Source organism: Microbacterium cremeum (genome assembly GCF_015277855.1).
In the GTDB taxonomy this organism is placed as follows: Bacteria; Actinomycetota; Actinomycetes; order Actinomycetales; family Microbacteriaceae; genus Microbacterium; species Microbacterium cremeum.
Genome location: NZ_CP063812.1, coordinates 440,785 through 461,797, shown reverse-complemented (window position 1 = coordinate 461,797; position 21,013 = coordinate 440,785). Strand labels below are relative to the sequence as shown.

The following is a 21,013-nucleotide window of genomic DNA, read 5'->3' as shown; positions in this document are numbered from 1 at the left end:
GTCAGGCACCTCCCTGGAGGGGGATGGCGGCGACGAGGCGGTCGGCGGGTCCGCCCAGCCTCGGCCGGTAGTCGAGTACGACCTCCAGCCGGTCGGGGGCATCGGGCGCGGGGCCGGCGTCGACCGCGAGCACCACGACGCGCGGCTCGAACCGCTGCACCGCGCGCCGGACGTAGTGGATGGCGAGGCCTGCCGTCGTGTCGTCACCCGGCGAGAAGACGAGCTTCGCGAGGTCGCAGCCGTAGTCGGGGCGCATCACGCGCTCGCCCGGAGTCGTCGACAGCAGCAGCATGAGCGACTGCCGCACAGCGTCGGCGCCGTGCACGAGGTCGACGCGGCCGGTCGGCGCGATCGTGACGCCACTGAGCCCGTCGTCGAAGTCGGGGTGTCCGAAGCGCCACCCCGTCGAGACCGGGGGCGTGCGCCGCGTCGGAGCCTGCGGGGTCATGGCGCCTCCTTCACGAGCACCTGGCCGGGATGCTCCACCTCGTACGACACCCCGCCCTGCGGCGTGCCGTCGGTGAGACCCGACAGGTCGGCGCGGACGACCGGGCGACCCGCGATGGTGACGAAGCCCGACCGGCCCTTCTTCACATCGACCGTCTCGGTGCATGGCTTGATGTTGATGCTGACGTTCGGGCAGCCCTTCACGGGGCGTCCGATCGGGTCGTCGCCCGTGACGACCGGCCGGCCGCCGACGAAGACGAACTCCTCGGGCGCGACGACCTGGACCCTGCCGAGCTTGTGCGCGCATCTCAGATCCGCGTCGATCGTCAGCCAGTACCACATCACGCCTGCTCCATCTCGATGCGCTTCGCGCGCAGCGTCAAGGTCCGTCCGGGCGCCTCCACCACGAGGTCGCCGGCGGCGTGCACGACGATGCCGTCCTCCGTCAGCTCGACGCGGCTCCCGCCGCTGTTCGCCGCGGCGACCGCGTCGCCGTCGGCGCTGAGACGCAGCGACTGCCCGGTGGGCAGGCGCAGGCCGTAGACCCCGACCGCGCCGTCGACGACGCCCACGCCCGGCTCGCCGCCGTCGGACGAGCGCAGGCCTCCGAGCACGACGCCGCGCCCGGCATCCCACGCGTCGTGGGCCACCACGACGTGGTCGCCCACGTCCGGCTGCAGTGCGAGCCCCTTGGACTCGCCGGCGCCGAGCGCGAGCACCGGCAGCCACTCGCTCTCGAGGCCGTCGTAGGCGGGCAGCGTCACGCGAACCCGGCCGCGGCCTTCCGGATCGTCGATGCGCAGCACCTCGCCGACGGTGACCGCCGCCTCGCTTCTCGACCACGGCCGCCCGGCCACGCTCCGCAGTTGGAGGTGCTCGGGCGGGTGCGACGAGACCGTGCACGTGTAGCCGCCGACCGTGTCGATCACGTGGTCCGCGGCGAGCAGCAGAAAGCTCGCCGACGCGTCGGGCGTCAGCCCGGCGACCGTGAGGACGGTCCCGGGCGCGAGCGCCGGGTCGCCTTCGACGACGGCACGGATGCCGCGACTCGCGGCCTCCTCGTCGGCGGCGAGTCCCCGCGCCAGCGCGTCGGCGTGGTCCACCCCGGCGGTCAGGCTCCCGCCGAGGACGCCCTCCCGCGCCTCGGCATCGTCGACCGCGGCATCGGCGGATCCTCCCGCGACCTCCCCCGTCACCGGATCCCAGCCGAGCACCCGCCACCCCGAGCGATGCGCGAGCGCGCTCGTCGTCACGACGGCCTCGACGAGGTCCCGGCCGTACGCCGCGGTCGCCTCGCGCCCGGTCCCGGCCCTGTCGAACAGGCGCAGCGTGCTGCCGGCGGCGTCGATCTGCCACCACAGGCCGGCACGTCGCGTCGCGTGCGTGAGCAGGTCGAGCGCCGTTCGGCCGTCCTGCAGCAGTCGCGGCATCCGCGGTCCTTCGTCGGGCGCCTGCACGTCGAGGCCCGCCGGCGCGACGAGGTCGCGCGCCAGCTCGGCGACCGACACGTCCACGAAGGCCCGCATCCTCGAGTCGGCGCGCAGCCGGTGCGCGGCGTCCTGGCATCGCGCGGTCAGCAGCATCGTCCCGTCGGGCCGGAAGGCGCGCTCGAGCACGACGACGTCACCCGTGAAGAGCGGCTCGGCGAAGCCGTCGACGCCGACTTCGACATCGACTCCCGGTGCGAGGAGCCGCTCGAGCTCGGCAGCGCCCGCGGGATCGTCGAACGTGACCGCGCAGACGGCGGGCGCGCTCGCCTCGCGGCGCACGCGGACGGTCGTGAGCATGCCGACGCCGACAGGATCGACCTCGGCGCCCGCGACGCGCAGCCGCACGCCCGGCATCTGCGCCGGGGCGGGCGCGGGCAGCACGACCGGGAGGCTCATCTCGCGTCCTCCGGTCGAGCGAGGTCCTCGGGCGCCGCCGGGATGATGAGGTCACGCCCGGGCTCGGGCCAGATGACGTCGTCGAGCACGTTCACGTCGGCGATCCAGCGCCACAGGGCGGAGCGTCCGCCGAAGTAGCGCGCGGCCAGCTCCGGCAGCGTCTCGCCGCCGGCCGCGTCGCCGTTCTCGTCGGCGCCGGCCCCGACGACGGCGTGGACCGCGGCGGGCTCGGCCGCCGCGGCGACGGCGGCCGCGGCATCCGGAATCCGCACTGCCGGAGCGGTCTCGGGTGCCGGCGGATTCGGATCGGGCACGCGCACGAGGCGCATCGACAGCCACGACCGGCCCGGGGTGCCGCTCGCGTCGAACTTCTCGAACCGCTCGGACAGCGACTCCACGACCGCGAGCATGTTCCAGCCCTTGCCGAGCACCATGCGCACGTGCGGCGCGCCGCGCCCGGCGAGGTCGGTGTTCTCGGCGAGCTGCCACAGCGGCCGCGTGTAGTCGCGCACGTCGCGACGCCGCGGGCGCAGCGGCGGCGCGGGCGCGACCGCGGCGTCGGTCGTCGCGGTGCCGGGAGGAGACGGCGTCGGCACGAGCGGCTGCGGAACGAGGTCGACGTCGAACAGCAGCTGAAGGTCGAGCTCGGTGCGGCCGCCGCCGGTGTGCAGCAGCGGCGCGTCGCTCAGCCCCTGACCCGAGACGATGCCCGAGCCGCTGCGACGCGGCGCGAGTCCGGCCGAGCGCCGATGCACGATGTGCTCGGGGTTGAGCATGCACGAGATCCGCTCGCCGGTCTCCTCGACGATGAACGCGACGCGTTCCATCAGATCCTCCGCTGCTCCTCGACGAGGGCGTCACGGGCGACGATCGTGCTCCACGCGAGCCTTCCGGCGCTGCGGTCGTCGCGGTCGTCGCGCGGTTCCGGCAGATCGGGCCATCGTCCTGCGGTGGCGAGATGTGGCCGAGGTGCGCGCGGCCGCGCCGCGGTCACGGTCGCATGCGGCCGCGGCGAGCCGGCCGTGCCCGGGGGCTCGACGGCAAGCCCGGCGTCCGGGCGGCCGGGCTCGCGAAGCACGGCGGTCGCGTCGTCGCGAGGTGCCCCGGTGGCGGGCGGTGTCCACGGATGCCGCAGTCCCGGCTCCTCGCGGACGACCGATGCCTCCTCGGTCATCGGCGTCGGCGGTGCGGTGGGGACCGGTGAAAGACGGCCATCGTCCGGGCTGCCCGCGGTGGGCGGCGTGGCGTGGCCCACCGGCGGCGGTGCGGCGGAATCGCCGTCGTGCACGCGAACGGATGCCGCGGCCGGGCCCGCAGGCGAGGTCATCTGCTCAGGCGACCGATGCCCCGACGAGGCCCGGGCGCTCGTCGCCTCGGGCGCGCGGAAGCTCACGCGCGGCGGCGGCGACGCACTCGCGTCCTCGTCCCCCGCCACCGGCCCCTCGGCTGCCCTCGCAGCACCGGCGTTCGAGTGGCGCAACACGCGGGGTCGGGGTGGCGACGCCGCGTGTCGCGACCCGCGAGCGTCGCTCGGCGTCGGTTCCGCTTCCGCGGCGGGTCCGTCGGGTCCGTCGGCCCTGGCGCCGTCGGGGCCGTCGGCCCCGGCATCCGTCGCCGTCGCGCCGGCGTTCGAGTGGCGCAACACGCGGGGTCGAGGTGGCGACGCCGCGTGTCGCGACCCGCGAGCCTCCGGATGCCCGGCGCGCGACGGATCGTCCACGTCGATCGCGAACCACTCCGGGTCGTGTGCCGCGACGTACGCGGCGAGCCCGGAGTCGGCCTCGGCCAGCCGCGGATCATCCGGCGGCGGCGGGCCGTCCCGGAGCACGCGCCAGGCCTCGGCGAGCGCCGCCGTCACGCGCCGCGCGAACCCGGCGACTCCTCGCCGGGGAGCGGATCGGCGGCTGTCAGGCATCGCGCGCCCCGACCCTCTCGATCGACTCGTACTTCAGCGCGAACTCCTGGACGTAGACCTCGCGCGCGGTCGCGCGCAGGGTGGCTCCGGACCATCGAACCGGGAGGGCGTCGAACAGGTCCCACTGCACGACCGGCGTCGTGCCCCGCGAGTCGAGCAGGATGATCGAGACCGGCAGCCGCCGGATCTCGCCCGCCGCGGTCGCCATGAACCAGTCCCACAGCTCCGTCGAGCGGGTAAGGCCCTGCTTCAACGAGATCTCGCCGTGTGTCGTGATCGTCGGGATGTGGTGCACGACCTGCGACTGCCCGGCCTCGCGGTACTCGACCGTGTCGATCGAGACCTGTGGCGCCGAGCATTCGGTGAAGTGTCCCACCGCCATCCCACTGATCATGAGTTTGAAGTTGTAGACCCCGAACGGGTCGACCCATTGGCTCTTCGCGGCCGCCGTCCCTGTGGCCGCCGATGCGTCGCTCACTGTGCTTCCTCTCCTGCGGCGGCCGTGTACTGGCTCACCTTGAACACGATGAATTCGGCAGGCTTGACCGGCGCCATGCCGATGAGGGCCGTCACGATGCCGGCGTCGATGTTCTCCTGCGGATTCGTCTCGGCGTCGCACTTGACGAAGAACGCCTCGCGCTCGGTCGCGCCCATCAGGGCTCCGTCGCGCCACAGCCGGCGCAGGAACCCGCGCACGTCACGTCGGATGGCGTTCCACAGCACCTGATCGTTGGGCTCGAAGACGACCCACCCGGTGCCCTGCTGGATCGACTCCTCGGCGAACGCGAAGAGGCGGCGCACCGGCAGGTAGCGCCACTCGCTGGCGCTGCCGGCGAGCGTGCGCGCGCCCCAGATCTTGATGCTGCCGTGGATGTTGCGGATGGCGTTGATCCCGGCGCTGTTGAGCAGTCCCTGCTCGCTCGGCGTGAACGCGCGAGTGAGATCGAGCGCACCGCGCACCGTCTCGTTCGCGGGGGCCTTGTGCACGCCGCGGCTGCCGTCGGTGCGCGCCCACACTCCGGCGACATGCCCGGACGGCGGTGCCTCGACGAGGGTTCCGGTGAGCGGGTCGACCACAGAGATCCAAGGGACGTACTCCGCTCCCCATTCCGACGCGCGGGCCATCCCGCCCCCGGGACCTCCACTGCCACCGCCGCGTCGCGGGGTCGGTGCGGGCGGCGGGGGCGCCGATCCCTCCTCGCCCTCCCCGGTCGACTCCTCCGACCCCGCCGATGACCCCGAGGGCGAACTCGAGGACGAACTCGACGACGCGCTCGCCGCCGATGGTGTCGACATCGTCGCGGGCCGGATGAGGTCGTTCAGGTCGTCGACGTGCGCGGGCCCGTCGAGAACGGCGACGCGGTCTCTCATGAGCTCGCAGTGGCTCAGCACGGCGTCGTAGGACGCGGCATCCGTCATGCCGGGCGCAGCGACGATCGCGATCTCGTCGATGTGCTCGAGAGCCGAGATGCCGGGCTCGCCGGGTGTGCCCCCGACGGTGCCGTCGGGCCCGACGTTGAGGACGTAGCAGCGCTGGCCTCCGTTGAGGAAGAAGCCGTGCACCGCCAGCGTCAGCGGCGTGCTGGGGCCCTCCGTCCCGAAGATGCTGGTGTACTGCGTCCAGTTGTTGACGGACGTGGGGACGCCTCTCGGCGCCTCGTCGTCGTCGACGAACCCCACGAAGGCGGCGATCTCGGTGCCGACCCCTTCGATCGGGCGTGCACCGCCCATGAGTTCTTCGACGTAGACGCCCGGTGTCAGATATTGGGGCATGTCGAGCCTTTCTCGGCGTTATCCAGTGGGAACGGGGACCCGCAGGTCTCCGAGGTCGCCCGCGGCACCCAGGGCGGATGCCGCGAGCCGAAGCTGCACCGACGCGCCACGCGCCGTGATGCTCACCGTGAGCTCGTCGGATGCCGTGGCAAGAGGCATCCGGAACCGTCCGCGGTGGTCGGTCGTCGCCGGCGGGCCGTCGGCCTCGGCCAGCGACACGCGGGCCGCCGAGATCGGCCGCCCGTCCGGCCACACGACCCGACCCGTGACCATCCGCAGCGGCACGAACGTCCGCCGCAGGGGTTCGCGCACGAGAGGTGCCGGGTCGCGCTCGATGACGCGCCGCACCGGCACTCGCAGCACGATCGCGGGCACCGGCGGCTGCCCGAGGGCGCGCCACAGGTCGAGGCCGGGCGCGTCGGACGCGATCGCCCAGTCGTTCTCGCTCTGCGCCGCGAGCGCGAGGTCGCTCGTCGCCGCGGCAGCCTCGCTCGCGGTGGGGGCGATGACGGTCACGAGCAGGTCGAGTAGGAGCTCGGCGCTGCTCACCTGTCGCAGCACGGGACCGGATGCCGCAGCAACGGCGAGCGCCAGCGGCCGGAGCACGACGGCGCTCGCACCCTCGTCGCCCGCGTCCCAGTCGTCGACGACCTTCAGGCCGGTCACGTCCTGCGCCCACGCGCGGACGGGAGCGAGGGCCAGCTGGTAGTCCTGGCCGACGTCATCCCTGCGAGTCATGGGTCCGCACCTCTCCGTACACCTGGAAGAGCACCGAGGTCCTCGCGCAGATACCTTCGCGCGCTACTCGCCGCGAGCCCACACCGTCGTGTCGACGACGTGCAGGCCGGTCGCCGGCTCGCTCGGCTGGAACGCCATGAGCGCACGGCGTTCCTGATCGGTGAAGCGCACGCACACGAAGGTCTCGGCCTCGGCCGGGATCGTGATCGGCTCGCCGGTCGTGTAGTCCAGCGCGCTCTCGCACGCCTCGAAGGTCGGATCGTCGACGACGGCGAGCGACGCGTTGCCGTAGCCGACGACGCTCAGGAACCCGGTGCCGTGCAACGCGCCCGAGAAGTACAGGTCGGCGATCTCGAACTCGACCGAGTAGTCCACCGCGCGCTCGCCGTCCAGGTCGTACGACAGGTTGCCGAACGCGGGGAACGAGTACTGGGCGAACACGTCGTGCGTGCTCGTGGGCGTGGGCGTGGGGTCCGGCTGCGGATCGGGACGCGTCAGCAGCCACACCGCCGCACCGGCGCCGATGAGCAGGACGAGTGCCACCGCGGCGACGATCACGATCCACCACGGGAACTTCCGCCGGCGAGCGGCGGGCACCGTCAGCGCGACCGTCGGACCGGGCACCACCTGGTCGGGGGCCTCCTCGAGCGCCGCCCCGACGGTGAACGAGTACCCGCCCGGCGTGACCTCGCCCGGCACGCTCACTGCGACGTCGACCGTGGCCGTGCCCGCCAGCGGCAGCGCCCGCTCCGGGCCGCCCTCGATCGTGAACCACGAGGCATCGGCCCCCGCCCCCGGCATCACGAGCAGCCGAGCGCGCACGGGACGCCCCGACACGTTCGACACCGTGAACGACCCCGTCCCGGTGCGCGCGGGGTCCAGGGCCACCTGCGTCGGACCCGCGACCGCGAAGGGCGGCGCGCCCGAGGCCGTCGGCCCCTCCGGACCGAATCCGTCACCGGATGCGACACCCATGGCAGACCTCCTCGACTCGTGCTCGCACTCCCCGCATGATCACTCCCACACCGTCACGGCGATCGTCCTGGTCTGGTCGGCCCCGGTCGCGCCGATCTCGAGCAGGCCCGCGTGGCCCTCGCTCGTGAAGACGCACACGAACGTGGTCGCCGCGGCGTCCGCGATGTCGACCGACTCCTGAAGGAACACCTCGCGGCACACCTCGAAGCGAGGGTCGTCGACGATCGCGACGCCGCGCATCAGGCCGAAGACCGTCGTCGGACGATCGAACGGCACGACGTTCAGGTCGGCGTCGAAGATGGTGAGGTCCTGCACGCCGTCGAGGTCGAGATCAAGATCCAGCGGCGAGAACTCCATGAGCAGCTCATCGGTGCGCAGCACCGGCGGACCGGTGTCGGCCGGGGTCGGTTCGGGCTGCGGGCCGGGGCGCGTGAGGATCCAGATCAGGATGCCGCCGCCGACGAGGAGCAGGAGGGCCACGGCGGCGACGATCACGATCCACCACGGGAACCTCCGGGGCTGCGCGGCCGGCACCGTGAGGGCAACGGTCGGACCGGGCACGACCTGGTCGGGGGCCTCCTCGAGCGCAGCGCCGACGGTGAACGAGTACGCGCCCGCCGCGACATCGCCCGGCACGGTCACCGCGACCTCGACGGTCGCCGTGCCGGCCAGGGGCAGCGCGCGCTCGGGGCCTCCGCCGATCGCGAACCACGAGGCATCCGCCCCCGCCCCCGGCGTCACGAGCAGCCGCGCCCGCACCGGGCGCCCCGTCACGTTCGACACCGTGAACGACCCCGCCCCGCTGCGCGATGCGTCGAGCGCGAGCTGCGTCGGACCGGCCACCGCGAACGGCGGTGCCCCCGAAGCCGCGACGCCCGTCGGACCGAACTGATCGCCCGGGGTCATCGCGGGCCGTCCCGTCCCGGATCAGGTGTCGCGGATGCTCTCACACAATGAGGGAACGTGCGGCCGTCCGGCTGATACACGGGCCGGACGCGAGCTCACGGCGCCTCGGGCGCCCGGGCTCCGGCGATCGAGAGCCTCGTGACGGCCGTGGCGAGGCCGTCGGACGCGATCGTGACCGTCGCCGCGCCAGGACCGGTGGGTCGCACGATCGCGAGCGCCCGGCCGCCGAACGTCGTCACGGCGGGGCCTGCGAACGACTCCTCCGTCCGGATGCGCCCGGTGCCGAGCCCGGCGAGCTCGGCGTCGCCCTCGACCGTCACGGTCACGAGCCGATCGGCGTCGCCGGGCACGATGCCGTCGGCGTCGGTGAGCGCGATGCCGACGAAGCCGAGCCCGTCCTCGGCGATCTCGGGCTCTTCGGCGATCGCGGTGAGCCCGAGCCGGCCCGCGGTCCGCAGCGCGGTGCGGCCGATCTCCCGCCCACCGCTTCGGGCGACGGCGACGAGCTCGCCCGGGTGGTACCGCGTCTCGAAGCGTGCGCGGAACTCCTTCTCGGCGCCCACGGCGGCGACCCCGATCACGCGGTCGTCGAGCCGCAGCTCCACCTCCTCGGCCGCCGCGTACACGTCGACCGTGACGGGCGCGCCGGGCTCGGCATCCCACGTCCACGACGACACCGAGTCGTCCCACGACCAGGGCGTCGTGGCCGTCGGCCGGCCGTGGTGCTGCGGCGGATGGACTGCGAGGTACGGCTCCGTCCTCAGCCCGAAGACGATCTCGCGGTAGTACGACACCGGCCGGCGGTGACCGGTGATGTCGATGTCTCCGCAACCGGCGAGCAGGTGCGGGTACGGTCCGGCCGTGCCGGTGGGCTGGTATCCCTCCTCGTCGGGGTGGTCGACGCGGCCGATCCCCGCCTCTCCGAGGTAGTCCCAGCCGGTCCACGTGAAGTCGCCGATGACGTGGCTCAGGCTCTCGACGAGCGCCCACAACTTCTCGATGCGCGACGGGAAGGTCTCGGATCCGACGATCACGCGGTCCGGGAAGAGCTCGCGATCGAGCTCGTAACGGGACTCGGCGTAGTTGAACCCGACGATGTCGAGCACGGCCGCCGACTCCTCGGTCGAGGTCGTCACGAGCTCCGACGCGTTCGCGCGGGCCATCACGTCGCCCATCGCCGCCATCATGGTGTTCGGATCGGAGCCGGCCGCGTCGGCGCCCTCGCCGGTGTCGGCCTCCCTCATCCGGTCCAGGTTCGCGATGATGCCGTTGATGCCGTTGGTGACGAACCGCGTGTCGTCGCGCTCGCGGACGGCCTCGGCGAGGCGCCGGCTCCAGGCGGAGCCCGCCGGCGTCGCGAGCTCGAGGATCTCGTTGCCGATCGAGTACATGATCACGCTCGGATGGTTGAAGTCCTTGGCGACCATCGCCTCGACGTCGTGCCGCCACCGCGCTGCGAAGCCCGGGGCGGCATCGAAGGCGACCTTCGAGCGGGTCCAGGTGTCGGTCAGCTCGTCCATCACCAGCATGCCGTGCCGGTCGCACGCGTCGAGCATCGCGCGGCTCATCGGGTTGTGCGCGCTGCGCAGCGCGTTGAAGCCGGCGGCCTTGAGCAGGCGCACGCGCCGGTCCTCGGCGTCGGCGAACGTCGCCGCGCCGAGCGGTCCGCTGTCGTGGTGCACGCAGGCGCCGCGCAGCTTCACCGTCTCGCCGTTGATGCGCAAGCCGCGGCGCGCATCGACCTGCAGACGACGGATGCCGAAGGCCACGGCATCCGTGTCGATCGCGTGTCCGCCGTCATCGGCGAGAGTCGTCTGCACGCGATAGAGGGAGGGCGTCGCGTCGCTCCACAGCGCCGGGTCGCCGACCGCCAGGCGCAAGCGCGCGACGGCGTCCGAGCCGGGCAGCACCGTCACCGGCGACGTCCCCGCGGCGACCTCGGAGCCGTCCGGCCCCTCCACCACCCAGTCGAGCCGCAGGGTTCGAGTGTGCCGCGAGCCGTTGCGCACCGTCGTCGCGACGCGCACGACGGCGCGGTCGGCGTCGATGTCGGGCGTCGTCACGCGGGTGCCGTCGAGCGGGATGTGCACCGGATCGGCGACCACGAGATGCACCGGCCGGTAGATTCCCGCTCCGGAATACCACCGGCTGTCGCGGTGCGCCCGCGCTTCGACGGTGATCCGGTTCGGCTCGCCGTAGCGCAGATAGGGGTCGAGCACGGCCTCGAACGCGTTGTAGCCGTTCGGCTCGTGCACGACCGCGTCGCCGCCCACGAAGACGACCGCGTCACGGTAGACGCCCTCGAACTCGAGCCGCACCGTCTTGTCGCGCCACTCCTCCGGCACGTCGAACGTCTTGGCGTACTCGAACACTCCCCCCGGCACGTAGCCGGTGTGCACGCCCTGGTCGCTGTCGGCCGAGCGGGCCAGGTCGCGCACGGCATCGTGGGGCAGGCGCACGGGCTTCGGCGCGGACTCCGGGGTCGGCGCCTCGAACGCGCCGAGCTTGGGGCCGACCGTCCATCCGTCGAGGAACGGCGCGCGGATCACGCGTCCTGCTCGGAGACGTCGACGGATGCCGCTTCCTCCGACCGCGCGTCGAGCACCTGTTCGAGGCCGACGAGGTCGAATCCGCTGATCATCGCGCGGAACGCCTCGGCGAGCGCCTCCGCCATATCCGTGGACGCGGGATCGAGCAGCCACTGCACCTGCAGGCCGTCCATGAGGGCGATCGTCGCGACGGCGGCACGGCCCGGGTCCACCCCCGGCATCAGACGCCCCGCGTCGGCGACGCGCTGGAAGGAATCGGTCACACTCTCGCGTACGGACTCGTACCGGTTCACGAAGTAGGGATGCGCGGGGTGCGTCGGCGAGGTCGCCTCCGCCGAAAGCGTGCAGTACAGCTCGACGACCCCGGGGATGGACGCGTTGTAGCGGGCCAGGGTGACGAGACCGCGGAGCGCCTCGACGCCGTCCGGCATGTCGAAGTCGACGAGCCGGCGAGCCAGGTCGTCGCGGTGGTCGAGCACGGCCAGCAGCAGCGCGCTCTTGCTGCGGAAGTGGTGGAGCAGCCCGGCCTCGCTCATGCCGACGCGCTCGGCGACCTCTCGCAGAGAGCCGGCGCGGTAGCCGGACTCCGCGAACACCTCCAGGGCGGCATCCAGGATCGCCGTGCGCGTGGCCGCGGACTTCGCGTACTCGCCGCGCGGCTTGCCTCTCTTCGTGGGAGCGGTCCCCTTCCGCGCTGCGGCGGAGGTTGTCTCGGTCATCGTCTCACCGTATCCCCGGGTCGTCTCGCGCACCTCCTTCGGTGCCCGCCGGGATCCTTCCTCTCCGTTCTATAACGAATTCCGAGTCGTCGCTAGCTTTTTGCGTCAAAAACCTAGCGCGTCCTCGAAATTGGTGTTAGCGTCAGCCCGCAGTAGGCGATCCGCAGGGGCATCGCCGCAGATGAAGGGACCAAGGATGTTCCGTTGGAAGGCCACAGCAGCCACCATCGCGATCGCCGCTCTCGCCCTCACCGGCTGCGCCGGTGGCGGAGATGACGGATCGGGAGCGAGCGACTCCGGTCGCGCAGACCGACTCACCCTCACGGCGATCGTCGGCCCGACGAGCTACGACATCGGGCAGGGCGCCGAGTACGGCAACCGCAGCCCCTTCTTCCAGGCCGTCTTCGACACGCTGCTCCAGAAGAACGCGGAAGGCGAGATCGAGCCCTGGCTCGCGACCGACTGGGAGTACAACGACGACAACACGGTGCTCACCCTCACGCTCCGGGACGGCGTCGAGTTCACCGACGGCACGCCCCTCGACGCCGAGGCGGTCGTCGGCAGCCTCGAGCGCTTCCGCGACGGCACGTCGCCCCAGGCGGCCACGCTCGCCGGCAAGGAGTTCGCCGCGTCCGACGCCACCACCGTCACCATCACGCAGCCGGCGCCCGACCCCTCGCTCGTCAACCTGCTGTCGATCGCGCCGGGCCTGATCCAGGCGCCGTCGACCTTCGACGACCCCGACTCGGCGACCGAGCCGATCGGCTCGGGGCCGTATGTCCTCGACACGGCGGCGACCGTCACCGGCACGACCTACGTCTACACGGCGAACCCCGACTACTGGAACGCGGACGCGATCAAGTACGACAACCTCACGATCAACGTCATCGAGGACCCCACCGCGACGCTCAACGCCCTGAAGGCCGGCGAGGCCAACGGCGCGAAGATCGTGAACAACGACACGATCCCCGAGATCGAGGCATCCGGCTGGACGATCGAGTCGAACGAGCTCGACTTCCAGGGCCTGCTGCTGTTCGACCGGGCGGGCACCATGGCACCCGAGCTCGCCGACGTGCGCGTGCGCCAGGCGATCAACATGGCCTTCGACCGCAAGGCGCTGCTCCAGGCGCTGCAGGCGGGCTACGGCACCGTGACCGAGCAGGTCTTCCCCGAGACCTCGGTCGGCTATGACGACGCGCTCGACAGCACGTACGGATACGACCCCGAGGCAGCCAAGGACCTGCTCGCCGAGGCCGGCTACCCCGACGGCTTCACGCTGAACATGATGTCGACCCCGGCGTTCCAGACCACGTTCGACCTCGTCGCGCAGCAGCTCGCCGACATCGGGATCACGGTGAACTACACCGACCCCGGCACGGGCAACTTCATCACCGACATGCTCGCCCCGAAGTACCCGGCGACGTGGATGGCGCTGGAGCAGAACCCGGACTGGCAGCTGATCAACTTCATGATCGCGCCCGACGCGACGTTCAACCCGTTCCACTCCGAGGACCCGCAGGTCGACGAGTACATCACGACCATCCAGATGGGCACCCAGGACGAGGCCGACCAGGCGACCAAGGACCTCAACGCCTGGATCGTCGAGAACGCGTGGTTCGCGCCCTTCTACCGGGTGCAGGGCACCTACGCGGTCGACGCGAACACGAACCTCGAGTTCTGGCCGACCAACGCCTACCCGTCGATCTTCGGCTTCTCGCCGAAGAACTGAAGCCTCGCCCCGCCCGCGCCGAGTGCGCGGGCGGGGCGACACCACCCACGGGAATCGACATGCTTGCATTCATCCTCCGGCGCGTCCTGTCGGGCGTCGTCCTCATCGCGGTGATCTCGTTCCTCGCCTACGTCCTGCTCTACGTCAGCGGCGGCGACATCGCGCGGCGCATCCTCGGCGAGAACGCCACCGCCGACACGGTCGCCAAGAAGACCGAAGAGCTCGGGCTCGACCGGCCGCTGCTGGCGCAATACGGGGAGTGGGTCGTCTCGGCGTTCTCGGGCGACCTCGGCCGCAGCTGGTTCACCGGCGAGCTCGTCGCGACCAGCGTCAGCACCCGCCTCGCCGTCACCCTCTCCATCGTCATCGGCGCGACCGTCGTCTCGGCGATCGTCGCCGTCGTGCTCGGCGTCCTCGCCGCCCGCCGCGGCGGCGCCGTCGACGGCAGCGTCCAGGTGATCTCCCTCATCGGCTTCGCGATCCCGGGCTTCCTCATCGCCCTCGGCCTGGTGCTCGTGTTCGCGATCAACCTGGGCTGGTTCAAGGCCACCGGCTATGTGCCGGCGACGACCTCCCTCACCGGCTGGCTCTCTTCGGTGACGCTGCCGATCGTCGCGCTGTCGATCGGCGCCATCGCCGCCGTCTCGCAACAGGTCCGCGGCTCGGTCATCGACGCGATGTCGCGGGACTACGTCCGAACGCTCCGCTCGCGCGGGCTCAGCACCGGGTCGGTCGTCTACCGCCACGTGCTGCGAAACGCCGGCGGGCCCGCGCTCGCGGTGCTGGCCGTGCAGTTCATCGGCCTCCTCGGCGGCGCCGTCATCGTCGAGCAGGTCTTCGCCATCCCCGGCATGGGCCAGCTCACCGTCCGTGCCACGACGCTCGGCGACATCCCCGTGGTGATGGGGGTGGTGATCGCGTTCGCGGTCATCGTCGTCGTGGTGAACCTGCTCATCGATCTCGCCCAGGCGGCGCTGAACCCGAAGGTGCGACTCTCATGACCGCCATCGATGTCCCCCTCGACGTACCGGTCGCCCCGGTCCGCGTCTCGCTCTGGCGCCGCCTGCTGCGCCGTCCGCTCGGCCTCGCGTCGCTGCTCTTCCTCGCCCTGCTGATGGTCATCGCGATCGTCGGCCCGTGGCTGGCCCCGCAGGACGCGAACTACTCCGACATCCGCAACGTGCTGGCATCCCCCAGCGCCGAGCACCTCCTCGGCACCGACGGCAGCGGCCGCGACGTGTTCTCCCGACTGCTGGCGGCGACGCAGACGAGCGTGTTCGCCGCGCTGCTGGCGCTCGTCGTGGCGCTCATCCTGGGTGTGACCAGCGGACTCGTCGCCGGCTACTACCAGGGCTGGTTCAACAGCGCCGCCACGTGGGTCACGGAGCTCAACATGGCCCTTCCCGGGATCGTGGTGCTGCTCGCCGCCCGCGCGGTGCTCGGCCCCTCGGTGTGGATCTCGATGTTCATCTTCGGCATCCTGCTCGCCCCCGCGTTCTACCGCCTCGTCTACGCCTCGGTGACGGCGGTGCGCTCCGAGCTCTATGTCGACGCCGCGCGCGTGTCGGGCCTCAGCGACGCGCGCATCATCGGGCGCCATGTGCTGTCGGTCGTGCGCGCGCCGATCGTGATCCAGTGCGCGATCATCGCCGGCATCGCGATCGCGATCCAGTCGGGACTGGAGTTCCTCGGCCTCGGCGACATCGGGGTGCCCACGTGGGGGCAGATGCTCAACGACGGCTTCAAGAACATCTACAAGGAGCCCATCCTCATGCTGTGGCCCTCGCTGGCCATCGCCCTCACGTGCATCGCGCTGACGCTCCTGGCCAACGTGATGCGCGACGAGATCGAGCGGACCGTGTCGGTGCGCCGCAAGCGGCGCCGGGCGGTCGCGACGGCGACCGGGTCGATCGCGGCCGTGACCACCGCCGTCTCGACCGGCGGCGGCGACATCGTCGACCTCGACGAGCCGCCCGTCTACGAGAGCGCCGGCGTCATCGTCCACGAAGACGACGACCGCAGCAAGGCGTCGGTGAAGGTGCTCGAGGTGCGCGACCTGCGCGTCGGCTACGACCAGCCCGACGGATCGCACATCGAGGTCGTCCACGGGGTCTCGCTCGACATCCGCAAGGGCGAGGTCCACGGCCTCATCGGCGAGTCGGGCTCCGGCAAGTCGCAGACGGCGTTCGCCGTGCTGGGCCTGCTGCCCCGCGGCGGGCACGTCACGGGCGGGTCGATCCTCTACGAGGGGACCGAGCTCGCCGACGCCGACGAGCGCGCCTACGCGGGGGTGCGCGGCCGGCGCATCGGCTACATCCCGCAGGAGCCGATGTCGAACCTCGACCCCGCCTTCACGATCGGCAGCCAGCTCGTCGAGCCCCTGCGCAAGAACCTCGGGCTCTCGAAGAAGGCCGCCACCGACCGCTCCCTCGAGCTGCTGGACCGGGTCGGCATCCCGAACCCGAAGCGCACGTTCGACGCGTACCCGTTCGAGGTCTCGGGCGGCATGGCGCAGCGTGTTCTCATCGCGGGCGCCGTGTCGACCGATCCCGACCTCATCATCGCCGACGAGCCGACGACCGCCCTCGACGTGACGGTGCAGGCGGAGGTGCTCGATCTGCTGCGCGACCTCCAGGCCGAGCGGCACATGGCGATGCTGCTCGTGACGCACAACTTCGGTGTGGTCGCCGACCTGTGCGACCGGGTCTCGGTGATGCAGAACGGAAGGTTCGTCGAGCAGGGACCGGTGCGCGCCATCTTCCACGACGCACAGCATCCGTACACGCGAACGCTGCTGGACGCGATCCTCGACGAAGGCCCCGCGCGCGAGCCGCTGGCCATGAAGGGAGCACAGGCATGAGCACTGCGCAGCCGGGCACTCCGCTGCTCGACATCAAGGACCTCGTGGTCGAATATCCGGGCAAGGGCTTCCGGGCGCAGCCGTTCCGGGCGCTCAAGGGCGTCTCGCTCGACATCCTGCCCGGCGAGACCGTGGGCCTCGTCGGCGAATCCGGTTCGGGCAAGACGACGCTGGGTCGCGCGGCGCTGGGCCTGGCACCCGTCACCGAGGGCTCGATCGTCTACGACGGCCGCGACATCTCGCACCTCACCCGCCCGCAGCGCCGGTCGCTCAGCTCCGAGATCCAGGTCGTGTTCCAGGACCCGTACTCGTCGCTGAACCCGTCGATGACGGTCGAGCAGATCCTCACCGAGCCGCTGACGGCGGCGGGGCTCGCCACCGGCACGGCGAGGACGCGGGTGCGCGACCTCCTCGATCAGGTGGGGCTTCCCGCCGACGCACGCGACCGGCTCCCCCGCGAGTTCTCGGGCGGTCAGCGGCAGCGCGTCGCGATCGCGCGCGCCCTCGCGCTGCAGCCGCGGCTGATCGTCTGCGACGAGCCGGTCTCGGCACTGGACCTGTCGACCCAGGCTCGCGTGCTCGATCTGTTCATCGAGATCCAGGACCGCACCGGTGTCGCGTACCTCTTCGTGACGCACGACCTCGCCGTCGTCCGCCACATCAGCCACCGGGTGGCGGTGATGTACCGCGGCGAGATCGTCGAGACCGGCGACGCCGACCGCGTCACGTCGCGGCCCGAGCATCCCTACACGCAGCGGCTGTTCATGGCCGCGCCGGTGCCGGATCCCGACCGCCAGGAAGAGCGCCGCGTCGCCCGCCGCGCTCTGCTCGACGCCGAGGCGGCCGCCGACGCGGCATGACGAACCCGGATGCCGGGGCCCGTCCCTTCCTCGAAGGGCCGGGCCCCGCGACCTCCCCTGACCACCTGAGAGAGAACCGATCCCGATGACCGACACCGCCCTTCACCCCGCCACCGTCCAGCACCTCGTGCCGCTGCTGGACCGCCTGACCCTCGAGCGGAAGGCGGCCCTCGTGCAGGGCGCCGACTTCTGGACCACCATCGCGCTGCCTGAGATCGGCCTGCGCGCGATGACGCTCTCGGACGGTCCGGCGGGCGTGCGCGGACCCCGGTGGGACGAGCGCGAGCCGTCGCTCAACCTCCCGTCGGGCTCGGCTCTCGCCGCCTCGTGGGATGTCGACCTCGCCTACAGGTACGGCGCGGCCGCGGCATCCGAGGCCCGTCGCAAGGGCGTGGACGTCGTGCTCGGCCCGACCATCAACCTGCATCGCTCCCCCCTCGGCGGGCGTCACTTCGAGTGCTTCAGCGAAGACCCCGAGTTGAGCGCGGAACTCGCGGCCGCATATGTCCGGGGCCTTCAAGACAACGGCGTCGCCGCCACCCCCAAGCACTACGTGGCGAACGACTCCGAGACCGACCGCTTCACCGTCGACGTCCGCGTCGACGAGCGCGCGCTGCGCGAGCTCTACCTCGCGCCGTTCGAGCGGGCCGTCGAGGCGGGCGCCTGGGCGATCATGAGCGCCTACAACGCGGTGGACGGCGTCACGATGACCGAGAACGACCTGCTCGAGACGCCCCTCAACTCGGAGTGGGGCTTCGACGGCGTCGTCGTGAGCGACTGGACGGCCGTCCGGTCGCTGGGCTCGGTGCCCGCCGCGCAGGACCTCGCCATGCCCGGCCCCGCACCGGCGTGGGCAGAACTGGCCGAGGCGATCCGCGACGGGCGCCTGAACGAGGCCGACCTCGACCGCAAGGTGCTCCGCATCCTGCTGCTCGCCGAGCGCGTCGGCGCACTGGGCGACGCGACCGCGGTCGAGCCGGCCGCCGTGGACGGCCCCGCGTTCGCCCGTGAGGCGGCGACCCTGGGCACGGTGCTGCTGCGCAACGAAGGCGCCCTGCCGTGGGATGCCGCGACCCTGGGCCGCATCGCGGTCATCGGCCAGAACGCACGCGAGGCGAGGACCCAGGGCGGCGGCAGCGCGACGGTGATCCCCGAGGCCGTGGTCTCACCCCTCGACGCGATCCGCGCGGCGATGCCGGATGCCGACGTGCGGTACGAGATCGGCGCAGTGGTGCAGGAGGGCGTCGCCGAGATCCCGCTCGCGCAGCTGCGCAACCCCGCGACCGACGAGGCCGGCCTGCGCGTCGCGTTCCTCGACGCCGACGGCACCGAGCTCTTCGCCGAGAACCGCCGCTCGACGGCGCTGGTGTGGTTCGGCGGCGACGCGCCCATCGCGCAGAGCGCCACCGTGGTGTTCGAGACGGTGTTCACGCCGGCGCAGACCGGCGACATCGAGCTGGGCTTCGCCGGCGCCAATCCGGCCAGGCTCTACGTCGACGGCACCCTCGTGCTGGAGGATGCGCCGGTGATCGAGGGCACCGACCTCGGCGCCGCCTTCCTCAATCCGCCGTCGGTGACGACGACGGTCGCCGTCGAAGCGGGCCGCGAGATCGCGATCCGCGTCGAGTTCGTCCGCGAGCTCCGGGGCGCCCTTTCCGGGGCCATGAGCGCGACGCTGGGCATCGCCCCCGAACGCACCGACCCCGACGAGCTCATCGCGCGCGCCGCGGCCGCGGCCGCGGCATCCGAGGTCGCCGTCGTCGTCGTCGGCACGAACTCGAAGGTCGAGTCGGAGGGGTACGACCGCGTCGACCTCGATCTTCCGGGCCGCCAGGACGACCTGGTGCGCGCCGTCGCGGCGACCGGCACGCCCACCATCGTGGTGGTCAACGCGGGCTCGCCCGTCGTGCTGCCCTGGGCGCGTGAGGTCGCCGCGATCGTGCAGGGCTACTTCGGCGGGCAGGAGTTCGGCCACGCGCTCGCCGACGTGCTGACGGGCGCCGCCGAGCCCGGCGGTCGCCTTCCCACCACGTGGCCGGCCGCGCTCGCCGACGTACCGGTCGCGGAGGTCGCGCCGACGGACGGGCTCCTCGAGTACGGCGAGGGGATCCACATCGGCTACCGGGCCTGGTTGCGGGCGGATGCCGAGCCGGCCTTCCCGTTCGGCCACGGTCTCGGCTACACGACGTGGTCGTGGGGTGCGGCACGTCGCATCGGCGACACGATCGAGGTGACGCTCGCGAACACCGGCGAGCGCGCCGGGAAGCAGGTCGTGCAGGTCTACGCCGAGCGGACCGGCTCCTCGGTGGAACGGCCGGCACGCTGGCTCGTCGGCTTCGCGACCGTTCACGCCGCCCCCGGCGAGCGCGTCACCGCGACGATCCCCGTCCCGACGCGGCGTCTCGCCCACTGGGACGGCGAGTGGGTGGTCGAGCCCGGCGTGTACGCGCTCCGGGCCGGCGCCTCGGTCGCCGACCTGCCTCTCACGCTCGAGTGGCACGTCGCAGGAGGCGCGGCATGAGCCTCGTCACCCTCACCGCCGAGCGGCTGCACGGCGCCGCCGACGCCCGGCTCGCCGATGTCGTCGCGCGCCTCGACAGCCACCTCGGCGCCGACCCGGATCTGTCGTTCCAGGTGGCGGCGTTCCACGACGGCGTGCCGGTGCTGGATGCCTGGGGCGGACCGCACCTGGGCGAGGACTCGGTCATCGTGCCCTACTCGGTGACCAAGAACACGATCGGCCTCGCGGTCGGGCTCCTGGTGGAGCGCGGCGAGCTCGACCTCGACGAGCGCGTCGCGCACTACTGGCCGGAGTTCGCCGCGAAGGGCAAGTTCCGCGTCACGGTGCGGCAGCTGCTCTCGCACCAGGCCGGGCTGCCGCAGGCCACGCCGTCACTGGGCTGGGACGAGCTGCTCGACCATCACGCGGCGGCGGAGCGCCTCGCGGCGAGCCGGCCGTTCTGGCATCCCGGCAGCGCGTTCGGCTACCACGCCATCACGATCGGCAACCTGGGCGACGAGCTGGTGTTCCGCGTCACCGGGCGAACCCTCCACGACTTCTACGAGCACGAGATCCGCCGTCCCCACGGGATCGACTTCTTCCTGGGGCTGCCCGCCGAGCACGAGCACCGTCGCGCCGACGTGCTGCCGATGATCCAGCCGGTGTCCGACACGACGGCCCGCGAGTACTCCGCGCTCGGCCCCGTCGTCTTCGCCTCGATGGCAGGCGACGTCGACCTCGGCAACTCCCCGCGCAGCTGGCGGTACGGGCACCCGGCCGGATCGGGCACGGGCACCGCGCGCGGCCTCGCCCGCCTGATGGCGGCGGCCGTCACCGGGGTCGAGGGCGCGGCGCCGTTCCTCAGCGCCGACACGGTCGAGCAGATCAGCCAGCAGCAGATCCGCGGGTACGACGAGGTGCTGCACCAGCAGGACCGCGCGCACGCGATCGTGTTCCAGAAGCCGTCGCAGCAGCTCGCGTTCGGCGGTCCTCGATCGTTCGGCCACGACGGTGCCGCCGGCGCGCTCGCGTGCGTCGACCCCGACACCGGCCTCGCCTTCGCGTGGACGATCGCGCGCGGCCCGTGGCCGGGCGGCGCCGACCCCCGGGCCGTCGCGCTCGCGCGCGAGCTCGGCATCCTGCTCTCCTCCTGACC

General features: G+C 72.3%; 18 protein-coding genes. 6 read left to right on the top strand and 12 right to left on the bottom strand.

The features are described from left to right. Position 1: 1 nt before the first annotated feature. The 12 genes from IM778_RS02015 to IM778_RS01960 all read right to left on the bottom strand — a co-directional run bounded on the left by IM778_RS02015 (position 2) and on the right by IM778_RS01960 (position 11,908). Entirely contained in the window at positions 2 to 448 is a 447-nt protein-coding gene (locus tag IM778_RS02015) for a GPW/gp25 family protein (RefSeq protein WP_194410452.1), read from the bottom strand. Continuing rightward, positions 445 to 792, bottom strand: a complete 348-nt coding sequence (locus tag IM778_RS02010) for a hypothetical protein (protein ID WP_194410451.1) — start codon at positions 790 to 792, stop codon at positions 445 to 447. The genes IM778_RS02015 and IM778_RS02010 overlap by 4 nt, the downstream gene beginning before the upstream one ends. Continuing rightward, positions 789 to 2,333, bottom strand: coding sequence for a phage baseplate assembly protein V (locus tag IM778_RS02005; protein ID WP_194410450.1), 1,545 nt, complete (start codon positions 2,331 to 2,333; stop codon positions 789 to 791). The genes IM778_RS02010 and IM778_RS02005 overlap by 4 nt, the downstream gene beginning before the upstream one ends. Continuing rightward, entirely contained in the window at positions 2,330 to 3,160 is an 831-nt protein-coding gene (locus IM778_RS02000; RefSeq protein ID WP_194410449.1) for a CIS tube protein, read from the bottom strand. The genes IM778_RS02005 and IM778_RS02000 overlap by 4 nt, the downstream gene beginning before the upstream one ends. Beyond that, the gene (locus IM778_RS01995) at positions 3,160 to 4,248 is read right to left on the bottom strand and encodes a hypothetical protein (RefSeq protein ID WP_194410448.1); all 1,089 of its coding nucleotides are present in this window, start codon (positions 4,246 to 4,248) and stop codon (positions 3,160 to 3,162) included. Before IM778_RS01995 ends, IM778_RS02000 begins: the two co-directional genes overlap by 1 nt. Further along, positions 4,241 to 4,726, bottom strand: coding sequence for a phage tail protein (locus IM778_RS01990; RefSeq protein ID WP_194410447.1), 486 nt, complete (start codon positions 4,724 to 4,726; stop codon positions 4,241 to 4,243). The genes IM778_RS01995 and IM778_RS01990 overlap by 8 nt, the downstream gene beginning before the upstream one ends. After that, entirely contained in the window at positions 4,723 to 6,021 is a 1,299-nt protein-coding gene (locus IM778_RS01985; RefSeq protein ID WP_194410446.1) for a phage tail sheath family protein, read from the bottom strand. Before IM778_RS01985 ends, IM778_RS01990 begins: the two co-directional genes overlap by 4 nt. A gap of 18 nt (positions 6,022 to 6,039) precedes the next feature. Continuing rightward, entirely contained in the window at positions 6,040 to 6,759 is a 720-nt protein-coding gene (locus IM778_RS01980) for a carboxypeptidase-like regulatory domain-containing protein (protein ID WP_194410445.1), read from the bottom strand. Between the two features lie 63 nt (positions 6,760 to 6,822). Beyond that, positions 6,823 to 7,734, bottom strand: a complete 912-nt coding sequence (locus IM778_RS01975) for a hypothetical protein (RefSeq protein WP_194410444.1) — start codon at positions 7,732 to 7,734, stop codon at positions 6,823 to 6,825. A 39-nt stretch (positions 7,735 to 7,773) separates the two neighbouring features. Continuing rightward, positions 7,774 to 8,640 carry a hypothetical protein gene (locus IM778_RS01970; protein ID WP_194410443.1) on the bottom strand — a complete coding sequence of 289 codons (867 nt, stop codon included), beginning with the start codon at positions 8,638 to 8,640 and terminating at the stop codon, positions 7,774 to 7,776. Between the two features lie 95 nt (positions 8,641 to 8,735). Then, on the bottom strand, positions 8,736 to 11,189 hold the full coding sequence (locus IM778_RS01965) for a glycoside hydrolase family 2 TIM barrel-domain containing protein (RefSeq protein WP_194410442.1): 2,454 nt from the start codon (positions 11,187 to 11,189) through the stop codon (positions 8,736 to 8,738). Continuing rightward, a complete protein-coding gene (locus tag IM778_RS01960) occupies positions 11,186 to 11,908 on the bottom strand; it encodes a TetR/AcrR family transcriptional regulator (protein WP_194410441.1) in 723 nt (240 codons plus the stop codon). Before IM778_RS01960 ends, IM778_RS01965 begins: the two co-directional genes overlap by 4 nt. Before the next feature lie 196 nt (positions 11,909 to 12,104). Here IM778_RS01960 and IM778_RS01955 point away from each other — a divergent pair, with 196 nt between their 5' ends. The 6 genes from IM778_RS01955 (at position 12,105) to IM778_RS01930 (ending at position 21,011) form a co-directional block, all read left to right on the top strand. Beyond that, positions 12,105 to 13,637, top strand: coding sequence for an ABC transporter substrate-binding protein (locus IM778_RS01955; RefSeq protein ID WP_194410440.1), 1,533 nt, complete (start codon positions 12,105 to 12,107; stop codon positions 13,635 to 13,637). A gap of 59 nt (positions 13,638 to 13,696) precedes the next feature. Beyond that, positions 13,697 to 14,638: an ABC transporter permease gene (locus tag IM778_RS01950; protein ID WP_194410439.1), complete on the top strand. Its 942-nt coding sequence runs from the start codon at positions 13,697 to 13,699 to the stop codon at positions 14,636 to 14,638. Beyond that, the gene (locus IM778_RS01945; protein WP_194410438.1) at positions 14,635 to 16,497 is read left to right on the top strand and encodes a dipeptide/oligopeptide/nickel ABC transporter permease/ATP-binding protein; all 1,863 of its coding nucleotides are present in this window, start codon (positions 14,635 to 14,637) and stop codon (positions 16,495 to 16,497) included. Before IM778_RS01950 ends, IM778_RS01945 begins: the two co-directional genes overlap by 4 nt. Next, on the top strand, positions 16,494 to 17,357 hold the full coding sequence (locus tag IM778_RS01940; protein ID WP_194410437.1) for an ATP-binding cassette domain-containing protein: 864 nt from the start codon (positions 16,494 to 16,496) through the stop codon (positions 17,355 to 17,357). The genes IM778_RS01945 and IM778_RS01940 overlap by 4 nt, the downstream gene beginning before the upstream one ends. A gap of 85 nt (positions 17,358 to 17,442) precedes the next feature. Further along, a complete protein-coding gene (locus tag IM778_RS01935; RefSeq protein WP_194410436.1) occupies positions 17,443 to 19,878 on the top strand; it encodes a glycoside hydrolase family 3 protein in 2,436 nt (811 codons plus the stop codon). Then, positions 19,875 to 21,011 carry a serine hydrolase domain-containing protein gene (locus tag IM778_RS01930; protein WP_194410435.1) on the top strand — a complete coding sequence of 379 codons (1,137 nt, stop codon included), beginning with the start codon at positions 19,875 to 19,877 and terminating at the stop codon, positions 21,009 to 21,011. Before IM778_RS01935 ends, IM778_RS01930 begins: the two co-directional genes overlap by 4 nt. The last annotated feature ends 2 nt before the right edge of the window (positions 21,012 to 21,013 follow it).